This window comes from Gordonia sp. ABSL11-1 (genome assembly GCF_030315685.1).
Taxonomy (GTDB): domain Bacteria; phylum Actinomycetota; class Actinomycetes; order Mycobacteriales; family Mycobacteriaceae; genus Gordonia.
In genome coordinates this window covers 390004-409971 of the sequence record NZ_JASXSI010000001.1, presented here as the reverse complement: position 1 = coordinate 409971, position 19968 = coordinate 390004, and the positions used below count along the sequence as shown (strand labels likewise).

Below are 19968 nucleotides of genomic sequence, written 5' to 3'. Positions count from 1 at the left end.
CGGCGCTGTCCGACGAGTCCGCGCCGACCGGATGGTCAGCCGCGGAGCATCTCGGCAACGAGGAAGGCCAACTCGAGCGACTGCTGTGTGTTGAGTCGTGGATCGCACGCGGTCTCGTAGCGGCCGGCGAGGTCGAGGTCGGAGATGTCCTGTGCGCCACCGAGACATTCGGTGACGTCCTCGCCGGTGAGTTCGATGTGCACGCCACCCGGGTGGGTGCCCAACGCACGGTGCACCTCGAAGAAGCCCTGCACCTCGTCGACGATGCGGTCGAAGTGGCGGGTCTTGAATCCCGTCGACGCCTCGTGGGTGTTGCCGTGCATCGGATCGCACTGCCAGATGACCTTGTGCCCGGTCGATTCCACCGCGGACACGATGGCCGGGAGGACGTCGCGGACCTTGTTGTTGCCCATCCGGGCCACCAAGGTGAGGCGGCCGGGCCGGTTGTGCGGATCGAGACGCTCGACGTAGTCGACGGCCTGCTCCGGTGTCGTCGTCGGACCGATCTTCACGCCGATCGGGTTGCTGATCAGCTCCGCCAGCGCCACGTGCGCGCCGTCGAGTTGACGCGTGCGTTCGCCGATCCAGAGGAAGTGCGCCGACAGGTCGTAGAGCATCTTCTCGTCGGAGCCGTCCGGGTCGTCGGCGAGTCGCAACATCGCGCGTTCATAGTCGATCACGAGGGCCTCGTGGGAGGCGAAGATCGAGGCCGCATCGAGATTGGTGTCGGTGACGCCGCATGCGTCCATGAAGCGGAGCCCACGATCGATCTCCGACGCCAGTGCCTCGTAGCGGGCACCGGCCGGGGAGGTCCGGACGAACTCGCGATTCCACAGGTGCACGCGGCGCAGGTCGGCCTCCGAACCGGTCAGCGCGCGAACCAGATTCATCGCGGCCGCGGCATTGGCGTACGCGCGGACGAGTCGTGACGGATCGTGCACACGGGCGGCCTCGTCGGCGACGAATCCGTTGACCATGTCGCCGCGGTAGGACAGCAGGCCCAGGGCGTCGGTGTCCGACGACCGTGGCTTCGCGTACTGGCCTGCGATGCGCGCGACCTTGACCACCGGCAGGCTGGCGCCGTAGGTCAGGACGACGGCCATCTGCAGCAGCGTGCGGATGTTGCCCTTGATGTGCGGCTCGGTGTTGTCGACGAACGTCTCGGCGCAGTCACCACCCTGCAAAAGGAAGGCGCGACCCTCGGCCACCTCGGCGAGCTGGGAGGCCAGCGACTGCACCTCGACCGGCATGCAGATCGGCGGGACACTCTCCAGCACGGTGCGCATCTTGCGCGCCTCGTCGGCCGGCCAGCTCGGCTGCTGCAACGCCGGCCGGGAGAGCGCATCATCGAAGCGGGACTGCAGGTCACCTGGCAGCGGGGGCAGCTCCGGGAGCTCTTCGATCGGAACGTCTACGGTCCAGTTCGTCACCACGGATACAGGGTAGTGGAGTCGACGGATCTCCCGGGCGACGGGCACCCGCAGGCGGCCGTCAGCGGCGCGACGCCTCGATGGCCTGCCACTTGCGCCAGTTGTGGCGGGCATCGGACAGTGCGTCGTGGGCGTCCCGCGGTGACGGCGGCAGGGTCGGACGGCCATTGGCCTCCCAGTGCTGCCGCAGTTCCCGGGTGAATCGCGGCATGACGCGGGGCAACGCCGTCATCGGTCCCCACAGCTGACACAGCACGACGTGGTCGTAGGCGCCGACCCACGCCCACAACTCGACCTCGTCGTCGGCCTCGGTGAGAAACGCCAGGAGGTCCTCGCGGATCTGTCGGCGGCTGCGCCACGCCGGCGATGCCGGGGACGGTAACTTGGGCAGGACGTTCGCGCGCACCCACTCACCTGCCCGGCCCGGATCGAACTCGGTGGACACCGCGTAGAATTCGCGACCGTCGTCGGCGACGACACCGATCGAGACGAGTTCGATGGTGGTGCCGTCCTCGATAAACTCCGAGTCGTAGAAGAACCGCATAGCCACCAGTATTCACACCACCGTGAGCGAGAACCGCCGAGACCATGACTTATGTGACCGAGGCCGACACCCGGCTGCGGCGATGGGCCCCGTCGGTCCGCGCGCGCACCGCCATCCTCGTGGCGTTCGTCGCATCGACGGCGCTGCAGATCGTCGGCATCCCGTTCACCGCGAGTTTCGGCACCCGCACCCGCATCGATCTCGACGTCTACCGACTGGGCGCGCAGATCTGGCAGCAGGGACAAAGCCTCTACGCCGACGGCTCGATGCCGTTCACCAGCGACGGCATCTGGTTGCCGTTCACCTATCCCCCGTTCGCCGCCATCGGTTTCGTCCCGCTCGGTGCCCTCGGGCTCGGACTGGCGGGTGTGCTGATCTCACTCGTCACCGTCGCGCTCACCGTGGTGATCATCCACATCGTGTTGTCGGTGCTGGACGTGGGGAACCCGCAGAACCGGTGGTGGTCGGCGCTTCTCGTCGCCGCCGTCGTCGTCTGGTTCAACCCGCTGTGGATGACGTTGGGCTTCGGGCAGATCAACATCATCCTGATGGCGATGATCGTCGTCGACATCTTCGTAATCGGTCGGGGTCGAGCTGCAGCGGCCGGCCCGATCCGCGGTGTCATCACCGGCATCGCCGCCGCCGTCAAACTGACCCCGATGGTCTTCGTCGCGGTGTTCCTGGTGACCAGGCGCTGGCGGGCGGTGGCGGTTGCGCTGGCCACGTTCGCCGGCGCCGGCGCACTGGCGTGGGTCTGGCTGCCCGCCGATTCCCTGGACTACTGGACGCACACCCTGTTCCACACCACCCGGATCGGTGATCCGGCCGGGCGGATCAACCAGAATCTCAACGCGATGTGGATCCGGCTCGTGCCGCACTCCGAGTCCACCCAGCAGTTGCTCTGGGCGGTGAGCTGTCTCGTGGTGACCGCGCTCGCGTTCGTGGCCGCCCGTTCCTGCCGTCCCGTCGCCGCGTTCGACGCCCTCGCGCGCCGCGACGGTGACCCGGCCGCGCGGGTCGCCGCGGTTCTCATCACATGTGTCGTAGCCGTGTGGGGGCTGCTGATATCCCCCACGTCGTGGGCCCATCACTGGGTCTGGGCGGTCCCGACGATCGTGACAGCCGCCGTCGTCGCCGTTCGTTCGACGGACCGGCGACTGCTCGCCGCGTACGGGACCCTCGTGATCACCGGAATCGTCGTTTTCGCGTCCGGCCCGTTCCAATTCCTGTCTCCGGCGGTCCGGCAGTGGTCGGTCGTCGACCACCTCGTCGGCAACGCCTACACACTGTGGGGGCTGGCCGTGCTGCTCGTGGCGTGGCTCCTGCCGCCGCAGTTCACCGTCCGTGACGAGCACGGCGCCCCGGTCCGGCTGGCCGACGCGCACGCACGCTGAGTCCACCCGCCGACCGCATCAGGGCGGCGCGAGGGGGCTCGTTCAGGCTGCCGAGCGCTGCTCGGCCGGGACGTCCTGCGCGGGTTTGTTCTTGAGCGACGCGGCATAGATGTCCACGTACTGCTGGCCGGACAGCTGCATGAGCTCGTACATGATCTCGTCGGTGATGGCGCGCTCGATGAACCGATTACCCTGCATGCCCTCGTAGCGCGCGAAGTTCAGCGGTTTCCCGATCTTGACGACGATGCGCGAGGGCCGCGGGATGATCGATCCGGGCGGATTGAGTTTGTCGGTGTTGATCATCGCCACCGGGATCACCGGGACACCGGTGTCCAACGCGATGCGTGCCAACCCGGTCTTGCCCTTGTACAGGCGGCCGTCCGGTGATCGGGTGCCCTCGGGATACATCCCCATCAGTTCGCCCGCCTCCAGCTGTCGGCGCGCGGAGATGAGAGCACCGGCAGCGGCCTCGGCGCCGGATCGGTCGATCGGGATCTGGCCGACCGCCGAGAAGAACCACCGTTGGAAGGCGCCCTTGAGACCTGTCCCGGTGAAGTACTCGCTCTTGGCGAGGAAGTAGATCCGACGGTTCACCATCAATGGCAGATAGAAGCTGTCCATGACCGCGAGGTGATTGCTCGCCAGGATCGCCGGCCCCCGATCGGGAATGTTCTCCAGACCCTCGATCTTCGGTCGGCCGAGCAGTCGGAGAATCGGTCCCAACAGCACATACTTGAACGTGTAGTACCACATCGCAGACTCCGAACTCGCCGCCATCACTTGACTCCGGTAGCACTGTGACCGGAGCCGACCATCGACCCAGACCTTACCCGCAGAAAACGATACCGACCGGTTCAGGTCTCGGTGAGCACATTGGCCACCTGTGCGCTGATTCCTTGGCGCGCAACTTCAGCCGCGCCGACAACCCCCGCGCTCTCGCCGAGCTGAGTGCCCCGGATACGCGCGAGCTGCCGGTGACCTGCGCCGGTCACCAGCCTGGCGTAGTGTTCGCGCGCCTCGTCGAGAAACAGGCCCGACGCCGCGCCCACGCCTCCGGCCAGCACGATCAGGTCGGGATCGAAGATGTCGGCGATCATCGCCAGCCCCTGACCCAGCGATGCCGCGAAGAGGGCGAAGGCGGCGAGCGCGACAGCATCTCCGTCCGCGGCGGCACCGGCCACACGGCGGCCCGTCAAGGAACCCGGGTCGGCCGCCACATCCGCGGCGAGCTGACTGCGTCCCCAGTCACCGTCGGCCAGCAGTTCGAGCACGGTGTCGACCAAAGCCGTACCGCTGCAATATCTTTCCCAGCAACCGAGCTTGCCGCACGAGCACGCACGACCGTCCGGGACGATGGTCAGATGCCCGAGCTCGGGCGCCACACCGAAGCTGCCGCGATAGATCTCGCCGTCGAGGAGCAGACCCGCACCGATGCCGGTCCCGATCGCCAGTACCAGTGAGTTCTTACCCCGGGCCGCCGCCCCGAAACGCCACTCCGCGACGGCGGCGGCATTCGCGTCATGCTCGGCGAACACCGGGATGCCGATCCGAGCCGTCATGTCTTCGGCGACCGCGGCCTCCCGCCACGGGAGGTGCGGCGCGAAGCGGATGACCCGGCGATCCGGCGTGAGGAAGCCCGCGATCGCCAGCCCGACGGCCTTCGCCGCCCAGCGTGAGGTCAGTTCACCGACCAACCGATCGAGGCAATGCTCGAGTGCCGTCGCCGTCGGCGGCGTGGCGGCCCGCAATGTATCGAGCATGGCCCCGTGGTCGTCGACGACCGACGCGCGAACGCTCGTCCCGCCGATGTCGATGCCGATCGTCAAGTCGCCCATCAGTTCTCACCCTCGAAGTCGAGCCGAGTGGCTCGTGTCGACCGGCCTGTCGAATCGATCCGCACCGAGATCGGCTGATAGTGCGGATCGGTGCCCGGCGCAGTCGGTGGCGACGACCGCAACGCATTGGCCATCGCCTCGAGCACCGCGATCAGCGCCGCGATGAGCCGAGCGAGGAGGTCACCCAGTTCGGTGAGCAGCGTCGTGATCTCACCCGACAGATCGCCGAGCGTCGCGCCGTCGATCGTCGGGGCGGCAACGCCCGCACCCGCCGCGGCACCACGATGACCGGCACCGCCGAACAATGTGGCGAGCTGATCGATCTGGGTGGCGACCCCGAGAAGGAAGTCCCGCACCGGGTCGCCTCCGGCGCCCCGAGCGTGGCCTGCGACGTTGTCGTCGCCGTCTCCGGTCGTGTCGTCCGAGGTCATCTGGGCAGCTCTCTCCTGTCCGGCTCGGCAGTAGTGTACGCGACGGTCTGCGAGACCACGTCCCCACGCGGAACGACGACGTCAGCGTCCCAGCGCCACGTCTCCTCATCGACCCTTGGGCCACAGCGCGGGGTCCGGGACGAACCGGATCGCGAGCTCGGCTCCGTCCCACCCCGCGTCGACGACCGTGCACCTTCTCAGCACCGACGGCAACCGCACGGGGTGTCGAAACCCCCCGACGGTCACCAGCAGGTCGTCGCCCGACCGACCCAACTGCAACGCATCGGGCTCGGGAAGCCTTTGGCGCCAAGTGAGTTCATAGACCCGGTCAGCGCCGGACCCCGACCCCGCGTCTATCTCCGCCACCTGCGCGTCGCCGGAACCGCGCCGCCGGCCGTTCGGCCCGGACAGCGTGACCCCCAACCTGCGGAGGCGGGCAGCGCGGTCGATCGTCTGATCCAGCCGCTCGACATCGACGCAGTCGACGTCATCCCCATCGGCGCCGATCACCGCCCGCAGTCGGTCGGCGATCTGCCCCGTCGCCACGACGTCGCCGTCGTGCCCGACGCCATGATTGATCACCACCGAGCGCAACGCAAGACCCATCACGTCGACGCCGGCCAGGAATTGCGGCAGGAGCCGCTCTCCCCTGTCGTCGGCGCCGACCACGAGATGGACGGCGACCGCGTGCGGGTCGGACACCAACTCGGTGATGTCGGCGCAGTCGCGGTCGATGGCGTCGACCGCCGCCGTCAGTTGCGCCATCATCGGCCGCTCGGCTGCGGCGGCAAGTCGACGATGCCTGGGCCACAGTCGATTCAACGACTGACTCAGCACCGACGACGCCCGCAGGAACTCGAACGGGTCGCCGTGCGCAGAGGCGTCGACGACGATGCGGCGCCAGTGGCCGCTGACCGCCTCGTCTCGGATTCGACGCAACAGCAGGAAATCCTCGATCCCCGGCAACGTGACCAGTTCACCCGGCGCGATGTCGGCGAGCACGCCGACCCCCGGCAACGTCACCTTCGAACGACTCACCGTCTCCGACAGCACAGCGGTGAACTCATGCCACGTGCGTTCGAGGAGCGCGAGACGGTCCAGAGACAGCAGATGCAGCCGAGATGACACCGCCACCGGCTCGTCAGGGCTGCGGAACACCCCCAGCAACGACGCGGTAGGCGACAACCGGTCGACCGTCACCAGCAATGTGTCCCGGTCGGGTGTCATGGCCGGTGAACCCGCCCCGGCCGGTCGTCGAGTCCCTGCCTGTCGGCCGGTCACGCGGCCGAGCGCACCAGAAGCCGCGGTCACCGAGACCCCGGCTCCCCCCGGCCCGATCACCATATGAATGGGCGTGAGATCGATCAGTCTTCGACCCTCTTCTTCAGGTCGTTCAGCGCGGCCTCGGTGATGGCCTTCTCCGCACGCCGCTTCAGCTGCCCGATCATCGGCACCACGAGATCGACCATCAACTCGTAGGTCACCTTCGTCGAACCCGGCACCTGCTGCGACAGGACATATCGGCCACGCTGATCCCGTTGCAGGTCGCTGCTGACCAGATGCCACGAGACCGCGCGGCCGTCGGGCTCCCAGTCGTAGGACAACACGTAGGTGTCCTGCAGCACCCCGGCGTCGAGCACGAAGCGCACCTCGCTGGGGCGTCCGTCCGCGCCGGACGACGTCACCTCGACCTCACGGGCAGCCGAGACCCACGCGGGATAATTCTCGAAATCGGCGATCACCGCCATGATGTCGGCGGCATCGGCATTGATGACGATGGACCGTTCGGTGTGATCGGCCATCAGCCCACCGCCCGATCCGCCGACTGCACGGCGTCGTCGGCGATCGCCGGGCCACCCACCCAGCGGCCCGACTCGAGACGCTCCTTCACCTCGAACGACATCACCTTGCCCGCCGCTCGGCGATCCCGATTCGCATCGGCGAGCGCCACACCACGCGCACGCGCGTCGTCGGGCAGGGCGACCGTCGGTTCGGCATGCAGGAAATAGTGCAGGACGAATCCGTCCATCACCGGCTCACACCAGATCTCCATCGTCCCCGCCACCGGGCCGTCGACCGACCACCGCACCCCCTGGGCGCCCCGATCCTCGGTCACCGTGAGACGCAGATCTGGCCACCAGCGTCGCCAACCGGCCCGATCGCCGACCACGTCCGCCGCCAACGACGGTGCGGCGGCGACGAAGGTCTCATCGGCCACCTGAATGCTCGTCACGCTGACTAGCTTCACATACTCCACCGACCCCGGGACAGTGACCTGTCCCGGACGCGCACAGGCGACCGTGCCCGGCCTGGCAGCGGATACCTCTACGGACCGGGTCCGGCCAGGAGATCCGCAGGACTACCATCGCTCCAGGAGATTCTGATCGGCGAAAGGTACCTCGATGAGTGAGTTCAGCGTCCCAGCTCGATTCTCGATCGCGGAGAGCGCGGACTGCACCGACATCATCTTCGGGATCGCCGACCGTGAACCCGACAAGATCGTGTTCCGACGGAAGGACGGCGACGACTGGGTGCCCGTCCTCGCCACCGACGCCGCAGCCCAGATCACCTCGCTCGCCAAAGGCCTGATCGCCGAGGGCATCGCGCCGGGCGATCGGGTGGCGCTGCTCTCACGCACCCGGCTGGAGTGGACCCTGCTCGACTTCGCGATCTGGTCCGCAGGCGCCATCACCGTCCCGATCTATGACTCCTCGTCCGGCCCGCAGGTCCAGTGGATTCTGGAGGACTCCGGTGCGACGGCGATCATCGTCGAAGACGACGGCCACCGGGCCATCGTCGACGGCGTGGACGGGCTCGGTCCGCTGCGGGTGTTCCAGATCGAGGCCGCGGCAGGCGCGCTCGGCGCCGTCGCCGAACTCGAAGCGGCCGGCGCGGAGGTCCACGACGACGAGGTCGCCAAACGCCGCTCCGCTCTGAACGCCGCCGATCCCGCCACCCTCATCTACACATCCGGCACCACGGGGCGCCCCAAGGGCTGCGAACTCACGCACGCCAACATGCTGTCAGAGGTCCACGGGGTCCTCGAGGGCAACCTGCGCAACCTCCTCGGCCCCGGCAAACGCATGCTGATGTTCCTGCCCCTCGCCCACGTACTCGCACGCGCGATCACGCTCGTCGCCATCGAGGCCGGCGTGGAGGTCGGGCACTACGCGGACACCAAGACCCTCGTTCCCGAGTTCGCGGTCTTCCGTCCCTCGCTGATCCTCTCGGTGCCACGCGTCTTCGAGAAGGTCTACAACACCGCCCGCCAGAAGGCCCACGACGACGGCAAGGGAAAGATCTTCGACACGGCCGCCGAGGTCGCGATCGACTACTCCACCGCCGGCGAAAAGGGTTCCGTCGGACTCGTCCTGAAGCTCAAGCACGCCGTGTTCGATCGCCTCGTCTACGGAAAACTCCGTGCCGCCCTGGGCGGCCAGTGCGAACTCGCCATCTCCGGCGGGGCACCGCTCGGCGCCCGCCTCGGACACTTCTTCAGCGGCATCGGCATCCCGGTGTACGAGGGTTACGGCCTGACCGAGACCACCGCGGCCTTCAGCGTGAACACCCCCGGCGCGGTGAAGGTCGGCACCGTCGGAAAACCCCTGGCGGGCAACTCGGTCCGCATCGGCGAGGACGGCGAGGTACTCCTCAAGGGCGGTGTCGTGTTCAACGGTTACTGGCACAACCCCGACGCCACGGCCACGGCCCTGACCGACGGATGGTTCCACACCGGAGACCTCGGCACCGTCGACGCGCAGGGCTTCATCACCATCACCGGACGCAAGAAGGAACTGATCGTCACCGCCGGCGGCAAGAACGTGTCGCCGGCCGGTCTCGAGGACGTCATCCGGGCCAGCGCCCTCATCTCGCAGGCCCTCGTGATCGGCGACGCGAAACCGTTCATCGCCGCTCTCATCACCATCGACCCGGAGGCTTTCCCCGCGTGGAAGGAGCGCAACGGCAAGCCCGCCGACGCGAGCGTCTCCGACCTCGCCGACGATCCCGATCTGCGCGCCGAGGTGCAGGCAGCGGTCGACGACGCCAACACGACGGTCTCGCACGCCGAGGCGATCAAGAAGTTCCGCATCCTGCCCGACGACTTCTCCGAGGAGACCGGCGAGATGACCCCCACGCTGAAGGTCAAGCGCAACGTGGTCGTCGAGAAGTTCGCCGGCGACATCGACGCGATCTACGCCAAGTAGCGGCGCCGGCCCGGACCATCAGATCTCGTTCGTCCCCCGGATACCGGCTCGTCGCTCGGGTACGGCTCGTCCTTCGCGAGCAGATGTGGGACGAACGCATACCCGGGGCACGAACTCGTCGGTTGCACCCGATCAGAGCAGTTGGACCAGGCGCGCGGCCATGGATCTCCACTGCCACGTCGTCAGTGCATGCTCGCGACCGCGGGCACCCATCTCGCGGGCCGTCTCCCGGTCGCCGAGAATCGCGGTGACCGCCAGCGCGACCGCGTCGATGTCGCGGCCGTCCACCACCGTCCCGGTCTCGCCCTCGACCACCGTCTCCGGTGCGCCCCCGGACATACCCGCCACGACGGGTACCCCCGTCGCCGACGCCTCCAGGTAGACGATGCCGAGTCCCTCGACATCCAGACCGCCGCCGCGGGTACGCGCCGGCATCGCGAACACATCCGCGACGTTGTGGTACGCGGGTAGTTCCGCCGACGGCACCGAACCGGTGAACACCACGTGATCGGTCATTGCGGTCTCGGCCGCCAGGCGCCGCAGCGTGTCCGCATACGGTCCACCGCCGACGATGACGAGGGCGACGTCGCCGACCTCGCGCCGGATCAACGGCAACGCCCGGATCAGCACGTCCTGCCCCTTGCGCGGCACCAGTCGCGACAGACAGAGCACGGTCGGTCGGTCCCCCACACCGAGCTGCTCCCGAACACGGGTGCGCGCAACAGGATCCGGCGCGAAGCGGTCGGTGTCGACACCTGGCGGGAGATACTCCAGCGCGGCCTGGGCGCCGAATGCCGGCGCGAACCGTCCGCGCGTGTACCGGCTGACGAAGGTGATCACGTCGACATGCCCGCCGATGAAGGTCAACACCTGCCGGGCCACGGGCAGCATCGACCACCCCACCTCGTGACCGTGCGTGCTGGCGATCACCCTGGTCGCACCCGCACGACGCATCGCCGGCGCCAGGACCGCCAGCGGCGCCGCGGCGCCGAACCAGACCGTCGAGATGTCGTGACGGCGGATGATCTCCGCCGCCCTCCGCGCCACGAACGGAGTCGGCACCATCAGCGTCGTCGGATGCCGCACCACCGTGTAGGGCACCCGCGCGTCGAACTCCTCATGGCCCCGCCACCGCGGCGCATAGACGACCACATCCTCAGGTGGCAGCAGGTCGACGAGGTTCTGCAGATACGACTGGATACCACCCGGTCGTGGCGGAAAGTCATTGGTCACCAACAACATTCGCTTCATCACCGAACCTGCGCGCTCAGCCAGCGCCGCCACGACGCGACGAGTTCGGCTCGGTCGATCCCCAACGCATCCGAGATCGACCTGTCCTGCCGTCGACGGTCGTCAGAGGCCGCCACACCCACATACAAGGCCTTGAGCTTCTGCTCCCCGAAACGATTCGCGACGAACGCCGCCGCCGACCACGCCGATTGATACGCCACCATCGCACTCTCCTCGCCGACAGCGAAATCGCGATCCTCGGGGAGCCCGGTCGGGAGCCCACCGGCGCGCACCCGCTCGGCCAGATCCGGTGCGGCATCGTCGAAACGCGTGTAGGTACCCTTGCGTCCGACGTATTCCGGAACACCCTCGGTCATCCAGAGCGGTGCACCCGGAGCGGTCACCACCCGCGCGGCCACATGGGTCAGTTCATGGCGCAGCACGACGCCGAGGGCCGGCGACGGGAGCTCGGCTGCTTTCGGTGTCAGGATCACCCGCTGCCCGGTCGCCACCTTCTGGTCCGAGTCGATCTGACTGAATACCGTCGCGGCCGCGGCACCGGTGATGTCGGACGCCGAACTCTGCGCCAGCGCACGGAAATCGGCGGGGCGTTCGGTGGCCACCACGACCGCCCGGCGCGGCCAGTCGGCGCCCCAGAACCCGGTCACGGCCGTCACCGCGCCCGGCAGCTGTCGGCGGACGCGGTCCACGACACCCGTCGTACCCGGATAGGAGGCCACCACCGACGTGCCACCCGCCGTGCGGACATCGTCGGCGGCCAGCCCCGGCAACTCCCACATCTGTGTCGGCGCAGGCGTCCCGCCGATCGCCACCGCGTCGCCGACGACCTTCCAGTCGTCGCCGTAGCGTGCCATCACGAACTGGCCCGGCACCACCACCTCGGGTTCGTCGACACCGACGACAGCGCGTTCCTCCGACCCGCCGCTCGAACCCGGCCCGCTCGCTTCACTCCCGGCACCACTCGAATCCGGCCCGCTCGCTTCGCTCCCGGCGCCGCTCGAATCCGGCCCGCTCGCTTCGCTCCCGGCGCCGCTCGAATCCGGCCCGCTCGCTTCGCTCCCGGCGCCGCTCGAATCCGGCCCGCTCGCTTCGCTCCCGGCGCCGCCCAGCGCATAGCGCAACTCGATCGGAGCCACCCACGAATCGGAACTGCCCTGCGCGTCCAACCGCGTCTGCAGGTCCGGCGGCACCAGCGTCTCCGCCTCCTCAGTGGGTGCGGGCTGATATCGAAAACTCTTGAGGCTCAGATGTGTTCCACGCGTGCGGCCGTCGGAAGCCGTCCCGGCGGAGAAGTTGCCGGCGGAGGTCTCGAGCCGGACGCGGAAAGCTGCGCCCGCGGCGGGATCGAGCAGCGACCCCACCCGCGCCGGATCTCCTGCGACGACCGCATCGCCGAGAGCGTCGAGAGCGTTCTGCACACCGGCGGCGCGCTGTTGCTCATAGACATTCGGCGCACTCGCCACCGATGGACTGCTCGACGATGTGGATGCCGGACCCGACTGCCCGCATCCGGCGAGGACTGCGGCGACGGCCACGATCGAACCGACGACTGTCAGAATCCGGCGGGCGCCGCCTCCACCATCCGGATACGCCATCCGGATTCGCCCCTGACGACCCGTCACTCAGTACCGGCGGGCCGAGTTGAACGGTCCGGCCTCGTCGATCGGCACGACCTTGACCGGCACACCGAACGTGGACGCATGAATGACATATCCGTCGCCGACATACATGCCGACATGGTGTGCGTCCGGATAGTAGATGATCAGGTCGCCAGGCTTCAGGTCGCCACGGTCGACGGCCTGCCCCGAACCGTTCTGCGCCTCGCTCGAACGTGGCAGCGTCTTACCGGCCTGACGGTAGGCCCAGACCATCAGACCCGAGCAGTCGAAGGAGCTCGGCCCGGTCGCGCCCCAGACGTACGGATCGCCGATCCTGGTCAAAGCGGCCTGAACCGCGACGAGCGCGGGCGAGGTGCCCTTCGGCACGAACCGAGGGTCGAAGTCGAACTTGGGTCCGCGCAGCGCCGCGAGCTGTTTGCCGGTCATGGATTCGTAGACGGCACGGATCTGGATCGCCTGCAGCTGCAGGTTCGCCTGCTTGGCCTGCAGTTCGCCGCGCGTCTTCTCCGCTGCGGCAACCGAGGCCGTGGCCTCCGTCGCAGTCTTGTCGGCGGCGGCCTTGGCGGCCAACGTGTTCCGACGGGCGTCCTTCAGTCCCTTGAGGTCGGTCGCGGCCTGCCGCGAGATCAGTTCCAGCCCAGACATCTGATCGAGCAACGACTGCGGCGAATCGCTCACCAGCACCGCGTAGAGCCGGTTGACCCGAGCGCCCTTGTAGCTGGCACGCACGACCGAGTCCACGCGTCCCTGATAGCTCTCGAGTCGCTGCTGGGTGGTCACCAGGGTGCGGTCGGCCTGCGTCGACGCCTTCTTGGCGGTCGCGACGATCCGACGCTGCTTGTCGTACTCGATCTGCGCGTTGTGCATCGCCTCGGTCGACTTCTCGGCGTCGTCGCTCAGCTTCTTGTACCGGACCAGGAGCTGATCCGGCGTCCGCACCGGAGCGGCGCCGGCATCACCGGCACCCGCCGACGTCCCGAACTGGCAGAGTCCGACCACCAAGGTCATCACCGCGGCCACGAGAACTGCGGGAACCGACCGCTTCCGCGCGGCCGACCATCCGGTAACCACGGTTGTCACTTCTCCTCTACCGCTTTCCCCCACGATCACCCGACACGAGGGATGACCCGTCTGCGGTCATCCCTCGTCGGGGTGATGTGTGCGGGCGGATCACGCAGAATCCGCGTGATCCGCCCGCACAGAGCTCACTTCGTGATCGGTCGCCGACGCTCAGTAGCGACGGATACCGGTCAGATCCCAGTTGTTCACCTTGTCCCGCTTGACCGGGACCCCATAGGTGGACGAGTGGACGAACGTTCCGTTGCCCACGTAGATGCCGGCGTGGCCGCCACCGTTGAAGATCAGGACGTCGCCGGGCTTGGCGGTCGCGATCGAGGAGACCGGGGTGCCGCCGCCGAGCTGGCCGTAACTGTCGCGAGGGACGGTCTTACCGGCCTGCTTGTAGGACCAGTAGACGAGTCCGGAGCAGTCGAAGGCATTCGGTCCGGCCGAGCCGTATGAGTACGGCGATCCGATCTTGCTCTCCGCAGCGCTCACGGCCTTCTCGGCCGGAGTCGGCTGGGGCGCGAAGATGCCGCCGCCGCCCTTGGGCTGGAACTGCTTCGGGATCTGATCGGGATTCAGTCCCGGAATGGTGAACTTGCCGACATTCGGGATGTCGACATCAGCACCGGGCCGTGCGGCCGGGGTGCTCTTGGCGACCGGGGCCGCCTTTTTCTCCTGGAACTGCTGGGGTATCTGTTTGGTATCGACCCCAGGAAGCTCGAACGTACCGACGTTGGGTACGTGAACCGGCGCTGCCAGCGCCGGGCCGGCGACCGCGGCGAGCGAACCGACGGTGATCGACCCGGCCACCACCGCACGCTTGGCAACCTTGCTGCCGCGGTTGGGCTGTTCCAAACGATGTTTGGCCACGAAGCGACTTCTCCTTGCTCTCCCTCGACCGCCGACCGAGTTAGCTGTCGGGTTCGGGCCGGAAGAATGGCCCTACACAGGTGTCACGACGACGTCTGACCGTCGTCGGGCACGCGCGATTCACCCCAATTCGGATCGCTCCGAAACTGATGGTTCCCCGGTTCGCCCAGCGGGCGATTGAGCGGTGACCTATCCAGACCACTCCTGTTGGAGCGGGACGCTCTGCAAAGGTCTCGGAAAGGTTACGAAATCGAAGACGGGTCTGTCCACCGACAAGGGAGCGGCGCCGACGACCCGCTTGGTCACCCGGCGCGGAGAATTCGCAGTGTTTGCCCCGGATCATGGCCCTGAGCTGCCACTTTCCCGCTTCTTGCAGATACTGCAGCGGAACTGGAGACCATTGCAGCAGCGACGAACACATCGATTGCCGCGTCGATCTCGGCATCTCCACGAACGTTGGGTTCCGTGACCTTTCCTCCACCTTGGACCTGCGGGTTTCCACTCTCCGGCGCTTCGAACAACACCTGCATCATGCATCCGTCGCAGGCGACCGGACGGCCTGGGCAGGTCTGGCAGTCGACGTACATGTGTGATCTCCATCTCAAATTGCGTTCGGGCGGTTTGTCGGCCCCCGCCCGACGGCCGATCGGCATCAGGGACCACATGGATGGAGAGTAGGAACGGGTACCGACAGATCCGGCGCGCAACGACCAGACCTCCGCTTTCCCGCGTGCCACATCAGAACCTGTCGTGACATCGAACTAGTGTTCGGTCCGTGGTTATCGCGACGCAATCGACCGGTGGACAGCTCACCTTTGCCGACCTCGACAGCGGCGGCGACGACTACACCGACCGGTCATTGTTCGAGACCACCCTCGTCGTCGTCGACCTCGAGACCACTGGGGGGAGCGCGGCCACCGATCGGATCACCGAGATCGGGGCGGTGAAGATCCGCGGCGGCGAGGTGATCGGTGAGTTCGCCACCCTCGTCGACCCGGGTTGCCGGATCCCGCCCCAGATCGTCACCCTCACCGGCATCACCGAGGCGATGGTCAGTGACGCACCGGCCATCGCCGAAGTGCTGACATCCTTCGTCGAGTTCGCACGCGGCTCTATCCTGGTGGCCCACAACGCCAGGTTCGATATGGGATTCCTCCGCCAGAACGCTTCTCGCCTCGGCATCGAGTTCCCGTTCGCCGCCAGCCTGTGCACGGTGGCGATGGCGCGCCGGATACTCACGCGCGACGAGGCGCCCTCGGTCCGCCTGTCCGCCCTGGCCGACCTGTTCGACGTGTCGGTACGCCCGACCCACCGTGCCCTCGACGACGCCCGCGCCACGGTCGAGGTCTTCCACCGTCTGCTCGAGCGTGTCGGCAACCAGGGCGTCGGCACCTACCGCGAACTGACCGCCTACCTCCCCCGCTCGAACCCGCGACTCCGGGCGAAACGCGGACTCGCCCGTGATCTCCCGCCGCGCCCCGGCGTCTATCTGTTCCGCGGGCCGTCGGACGAGGTGCTCTACGTCGGGACGGCGGTGAACATCCGGCGCCGCGTGCAGTCCTATTTCACCGGCGGCGATCCCCGCCGCCGCATCGGCGAGATGGTCGAGCTCGCCACCCGCGTCGACCACGTCGAGTGCGCCCACGCCCTCGAGGCAGGAGTACGCGAGTTGCGACTGCTCTCCGCGCACGCCCCGGCGTACAACCGCCGCTCCACCCAGCCGCATCGCGGGTGGTGGATCGTCCTCACCGCCGAACGCTTCCCACGCCTGAAGGTCTCGCGCACCCCGACCGAGGACGCGCTGGGGCCGATCGCCACGCGCACCGCGGCCGCTACGATCGCCGACGTGATCGGCTCGGCCGGCGGATTACGCAGCTGCACAACACGTCTGGGTTCCGCATCGCACCACTGGTGTCGCTCCGAGGAGGCCGGCGGGCCCCGGATCGGGGGCTGCCATGCGGCGTCGGACCGACCACTGACGCTGCCCGACTACCTGCCGCGGGTGGCCGCCGTCCGCGACCTGCTCACCGGCGACTCCGACGTCCTGCTGCGTGGACTCACCGACCGCCTCGCCAGGCTCGCCGACGCGCAGATGTTCGAAAGCGCCGCGCGGCATCGGGACCGGCTGTCGTCGACGATCGATGCACTGTCGCGGTGCCAGCGATTGGCGTCGCTGTGCCGCATCGGTGAACTGGTGGTGGCGCGGCCCGACGGCGAGCGGGGATGGGAGCTGGCCGTGATCCGGCACGGTCGCCTCGCGAGCGCGGGCGTCGCGCGCCGCGGGATCTCACCGATGCCCGTCGTCGCCACCCTCGCCGCATCGGCCGAGACAATCGTCCCCGGTACCGGTCCCCTGCTCGGTGCGCCACCGGAGGAGACGGCGCTGTTGTTCCGGTGGGTCACCGAGCCGGGAGCCCGCATCGTGACCACGACCGATCCGTTCGCCCTGCCCGCCGCATGCGCGGAGAGATGGACCGACTGGTCCCAGAGCGCGCGGGCGGCCCGAGAGGTACCGCGTCGTCGTGCGGGATGAGCGTGGTCGCGGCTCGCCGGATGCGCCGCGCGCCGCGGCGGGGTCGACGCGTCGGTGCGCCCGATGGCCGTGGCGCGAGCACTACTGTGACAACCATGATCACCGCCATCGTCCTGATCCACGCCGATGTCCACCAGATCCCGGAGACCGCGCAGGCCGTCGCCGACATCCCCGGGGTGTCCGAGGTGTACTCATGTGCCGGCGACGTCGACCTGATCGCGAAGATCAAGGTGCGCGACCACGAGCAGATAGCCGACGTGGTGACCGACAAGATCAACCGGCTCCCGGGGGTGACGCACAGCGCGACCCACATCGCGTTCCGCAGCTACTCCAGTTCCGATGTCGAAGGCGGGTTCTCGATCGGCGAGGAGTGACCCACCCCCGACGGTGACGGCGGGTCAGCGCGCAGCGGAGAGCTGTGTGCTCAGTGCCGCCCAACGATCCAATACGCGCGCGGCCCGACCGTCGTCGATGACCCGGGCCGCCCGCTGCATGGCCGCACGCATCGCCTCGGCGAGTCCGGCGTCGGACATCGGTGCGGTCTGTTCGAAGGCGACGATCGCGCCCGCGGCGTTCAGCAGGACCGCGTCCCGGACGGGGCCGACGGCCCCGGCGAGGAGATCGCGTGCGATGGCCGCGTTCACGGTCGCGTCGCCGCCCTGCAGAGCGGCCAGTTCGACGGTGTCGATGCCGACGGCCGTCGGATCGAGCGAGAGTCGGGTCACCGTCCCGTCGATCACCTGCCACACGGTGGACGTCGTGGTGGTCGTCAGTTCGTCGAGGCCGTCGTCGCCACGGACCACGAGCACCGCGTTGCCGCGGTCGGCAAACGCCTGCGCGAGCACGGGCGCGAGATCGACGAAGGCGCAGCCGATGAGCCCGCGTTGCGGTCGGGCCGGGTTGGTCAGCGGGCCGAGCACATTGAAGACTGTCGGGATGCCGATCTGACTGCGGGGTGGACCCGTGAACCGGAAGGCGGGGTGGAAGACCGGCGCGAAGCAGAAGCCGATCCCGACCTCCTCCACACACCGCTCGACATCGGGTGCGCCGAGGGAGATCGCGACGCCGAGGGCCTCGAGGACGTCCGCACCACCACTCTTCGACGACGCCGCCCGGTTGCCGTGCTTCACCACCGGAATCCCGGCTGCAGCGATCACGATCGAGGTCATGGTCGAGATGTTGACGGTGTGCGACCGATCGCCCCCGGTACCGACGACGTCGACGGCCGGACCCGACACGTCCACCAGGGTCGCGTGATCGATCATCGCGGCGGCCAGCCCCCGCAACTCCGCCGGGGCGGCGCCCTTCATCTTCACGCCGACGCCGAATGCGGCGATCTGCGCACCGGTGGCGGCGTCGCCCATGATCTCGTTCATCGCCCAGGACGCTTCCTCGACGGTCAGATCGATGCCGTCGGTGACGCGACCGAGGATCTGCGGCCAGGTGAGAGAGGAGGTGTCTGAGCTGCTCACGGTCAAGACAGTAGTGGTCGCGCCGTCATCGGCGCTCCACCGGTCGCTGCAGCACCTGCCACCGGACGACGACACCACCGTGGCGCGAGCCCAGACTCGCCATCCGAGAACGCTCCTGCGACAGGTGGACCGCGTCGAGGAGCTGGCCGCGGGCCAGGATCACGACCTCGATGTCCGGCTCCGGCGCGGACACCGACACCGACTCGTCGTCGACCCGCTCGTACCCGTCGAGACCTCCTGTCGCGGCGGCGTCGTCGGCCCGGTCGCGCGGGATGAGCAGCACATGTCGCAACACCACCTCCTCCTCGGGACGCCAGTCGGACGCGGCCAGCACCGTCGAACTGGCCGCCGCCTCGTCGTCGGACTCGGCGACGACGACCAGTCCGGGGTCGCCGACGACGATCGGCTCGTCCGCCCCGTGGCCCCGAAGTCGTTGTCGCAGACGATCCCAGCGCCCCGCGCGCACCGGCCGCCCGTTGAGGTCACGGGGTGCCGAACCCGGTCTCCCGGGCACGTATCCCTCGTCGTTCACCCACCCAGGAAACCACGCGCGCAGACACGCCGACGACGACGTCCGCAGCGCCGCCACCTGGGTCGGGAGAAATAGTTCGGTCAATTTCGAGACCCAAGTGGTCAGCGCTTACTACGAACCGTCATACTTCACTTTGTGACTAGCGCTGTAGGTACCTCAGGAACAGCCATCACCTCGCGCGTGCACTCGCTGAACCGGCCCAACATGGTCAGCGTCGGCACCATCGTGTGGCTGTCCAGTGAGCTCATGTTCTTCGCTGGGCTGTTCGCGATGTACTTCGTCGCGCGCGCCAACTCCTCTGTGGGTTGGCCGCCCGAGCCGACCGAGCTGAACCTGACATTGGCCATCCCGGTGACGACGGTCCTCATCCTGTCGTCGGTGACATGTCAGATGGGTGTGTTCGCCGCGGAGCGTGGTGACGTGTTCGGTCTGCGTCGGTGGTATCTGCTGACCTTCTTCATGGGTGCGTTCTTCGTCGCCGGCCAGGCGTACGAGTACTACCACCTGGTGCACGAGGGCACGACGCTCAGCTCTAGCGCATACGGCTCCGTGTTCTACATGGCGACCGGCTTCCACGGCCTGCACGTCATCGGCGGTCTCGTGGCCTTCATTTTCCTGTTGATCCGCACCAAGCTGTCCAAGTTCACTCCGGCGCAGGCCACGGCTGCCATCGTGGTGTCGTACTACTGGCACTTCGTCGACATCGTCTGGATCGGTCTCTTCGTCACCATCTACTTCATCAGGTAGCTCGCCCGCCCGGCAGCTACCTGCACAACAGTCCGTCCGC

20 protein-coding genes and 1 riboswitch are annotated in these 19968 nt (G+C 68.0%); of the genes, 5 read left to right on the top strand and 15 right to left on the bottom strand.

The annotated features are described in order from the left end of the window. Nucleotides 1–35: 35 nt before the first annotated feature. Both QSJ19_RS02100 and QSJ19_RS02095 read right to left on the bottom strand, forming a co-directional pair. Nucleotides 36–1430: a class II 3-deoxy-7-phosphoheptulonate synthase gene (locus tag QSJ19_RS02100; RefSeq protein ID WP_286318156.1), complete on the bottom strand. Its 1395-nt coding sequence runs from the start codon at nt 1428–1430 to the stop codon at nt 36–38. Between the two features lie 61 nt (nt 1431–1491). Next, nucleotides 1492–1974, bottom strand: a complete 483-nt coding sequence (locus QSJ19_RS02095; RefSeq protein WP_286318032.1) for a polyadenylate-specific 3'-exoribonuclease AS — start codon at nt 1972–1974, stop codon at nt 1492–1494. Between the two features lie 44 nt (nt 1975–2018). Between QSJ19_RS02095 and QSJ19_RS02090 the strand changes: the two genes are divergently transcribed. After that, on the top strand, nt 2019–3368 hold the full coding sequence (locus QSJ19_RS02090; RefSeq protein WP_286318031.1) for a glycosyltransferase 87 family protein: 1350 nt from the start codon (nt 2019–2021) through the stop codon (nt 3366–3368). A 42-nt stretch (nt 3369–3410) separates the two neighbouring features. Here the strand turns inward: QSJ19_RS02090 and QSJ19_RS02085 are convergent, their stop codons facing one another. The 6 genes from QSJ19_RS02085 to QSJ19_RS02060 all read right to left on the bottom strand — a co-directional run bounded on the left by QSJ19_RS02085 (nt 3411) and on the right by QSJ19_RS02060 (nt 7882). After that, nucleotides 3411–4121: a lysophospholipid acyltransferase family protein gene (locus tag QSJ19_RS02085; RefSeq protein WP_286318155.1), complete on the bottom strand. Its 711-nt coding sequence runs from the start codon at nt 4119–4121 to the stop codon at nt 3411–3413. A 101-nt stretch (nt 4122–4222) separates the two neighbouring features. Further along, nucleotides 4223–5203: an ROK family protein gene (locus QSJ19_RS02080; RefSeq protein ID WP_286318030.1), complete on the bottom strand. Its 981-nt coding sequence runs from the start codon at nt 5201–5203 to the stop codon at nt 4223–4225. Continuing rightward, the gene (locus QSJ19_RS02075; protein ID WP_286318029.1) at nt 5203–5634 is read right to left on the bottom strand and encodes a hypothetical protein; all 432 of its coding nucleotides are present in this window, start codon (nt 5632–5634) and stop codon (nt 5203–5205) included. Before QSJ19_RS02075 ends, QSJ19_RS02080 begins: the two co-directional genes overlap by 1 nt. Nucleotides 5635–5739: 105 nt before the next feature. Then, on the bottom strand, nt 5740–6978 hold the full coding sequence (locus tag QSJ19_RS02070; RefSeq protein ID WP_286318028.1) for an ArsA family ATPase: 1239 nt from the start codon (nt 6976–6978) through the stop codon (nt 5740–5742). Between the two features lie 20 nt (nt 6979–6998). Then, entirely contained in the window at nt 6999–7436 is a 438-nt protein-coding gene (locus tag QSJ19_RS02065; RefSeq protein WP_286318027.1) for an SRPBCC family protein, read from the bottom strand. Further along, complete coding sequence (locus tag QSJ19_RS02060) at nt 7436–7882, bottom strand: hypothetical protein (RefSeq protein WP_286318026.1); 447 nt, start codon at nt 7880–7882, stop codon at nt 7436–7438. The genes QSJ19_RS02065 and QSJ19_RS02060 overlap by 1 nt, the downstream gene beginning before the upstream one ends. Before the next feature lie 154 nt (nt 7883–8036). On the opposite strand from QSJ19_RS02060, the gene QSJ19_RS02055 reads away from it, so the two are divergent. Beyond that, nucleotides 8037–9839, top strand: coding sequence for an AMP-dependent synthetase/ligase (locus QSJ19_RS02055; protein ID WP_286318025.1), 1803 nt, complete (start codon nt 8037–8039; stop codon nt 9837–9839). 132 nt (nt 9840–9971) lie between these two features. Here QSJ19_RS02055 and QSJ19_RS02050 read toward each other — a convergent pair whose 3' ends face one another. The 5 genes from QSJ19_RS02050 to QSJ19_RS02030 form a co-directional block, all read right to left on the bottom strand. Further along, complete coding sequence (locus QSJ19_RS02050; RefSeq protein WP_286318024.1) at nt 9972–11090, bottom strand: glycosyltransferase family 4 protein; 1119 nt, start codon at nt 11088–11090, stop codon at nt 9972–9974. After that, nucleotides 11090–12685, bottom strand: a complete 1596-nt coding sequence (locus QSJ19_RS02045; protein WP_286318023.1) for a hypothetical protein — start codon at nt 12683–12685, stop codon at nt 11090–11092. Before QSJ19_RS02045 ends, QSJ19_RS02050 begins: the two co-directional genes overlap by 1 nt. Nucleotides 12686–12712: 27 nt before the next feature. Continuing rightward, nucleotides 12713–13717, bottom strand: a complete 1005-nt coding sequence (locus QSJ19_RS02040; protein WP_286318154.1) for a C40 family peptidase — start codon at nt 13715–13717, stop codon at nt 12713–12715. A 222-nt stretch (nt 13718–13939) separates the two neighbouring features. Then, on the bottom strand, nt 13940–14644 hold the full coding sequence (locus tag QSJ19_RS02035) for a C40 family peptidase (protein ID WP_286318022.1): 705 nt from the start codon (nt 14642–14644) through the stop codon (nt 13940–13942). A 14-nt stretch (nt 14645–14658) separates the two neighbouring features. Then, nucleotides 14659–14838, bottom strand: a riboswitch (cyclic di-AMP (ydaO/yuaA leader). 108 nt (nt 14839–14946) lie between these two features. Further along, on the bottom strand, nt 14947–15174 hold the full coding sequence (locus tag QSJ19_RS02030) for a hypothetical protein (protein WP_286318021.1): 228 nt from the start codon (nt 15172–15174) through the stop codon (nt 14947–14949). A 245-nt stretch (nt 15175–15419) separates the two neighbouring features. On the opposite strand from QSJ19_RS02030, the gene QSJ19_RS02025 reads away from it, so the two are divergent. Together QSJ19_RS02025 and QSJ19_RS02020 are read left to right on the top strand one after the other, a co-directional pair. Continuing rightward, the gene (locus QSJ19_RS02025) at nt 15420–17177 is read left to right on the top strand and encodes a DEDD exonuclease domain-containing protein (RefSeq protein ID WP_502876064.1); all 1758 of its coding nucleotides are present in this window, start codon (nt 15420–15422) and stop codon (nt 17175–17177) included. A 95-nt stretch (nt 17178–17272) separates the two neighbouring features. Next, complete coding sequence (locus tag QSJ19_RS02020) at nt 17273–17551, top strand: Lrp/AsnC family transcriptional regulator (protein WP_187589668.1); 279 nt, start codon at nt 17273–17275, stop codon at nt 17549–17551. Between the two features lie 24 nt (nt 17552–17575). On the opposite strand, the gene trpD is transcribed toward QSJ19_RS02020, so the two are convergent. Both trpD and QSJ19_RS02010 read right to left on the bottom strand, forming a co-directional pair. Continuing rightward, on the bottom strand, nt 17576–18649 hold the full coding sequence (gene trpD / locus QSJ19_RS02015; protein ID WP_286318020.1) for an anthranilate phosphoribosyltransferase: 1074 nt from the start codon (nt 18647–18649) through the stop codon (nt 17576–17578). 25 nt (nt 18650–18674) lie between these two features. Continuing rightward, on the bottom strand, nt 18675–19265 hold the full coding sequence (locus QSJ19_RS02010; RefSeq protein WP_353507111.1) for a hypothetical protein: 591 nt from the start codon (nt 19263–19265) through the stop codon (nt 18675–18677). 51 nt (nt 19266–19316) lie between these two features. On the opposite strand from QSJ19_RS02010, the gene ctaE reads away from it, so the two are divergent. Continuing rightward, nucleotides 19317–19928 (top strand): aa3-type cytochrome oxidase subunit III, encoded by a 612-nt coding sequence (ctaE, locus tag QSJ19_RS02005; protein WP_187589670.1) that lies wholly within the window; start codon nt 19317–19319, stop codon nt 19926–19928. The last annotated feature ends 40 nt before the right edge of the window (nt 19929–19968 follow it).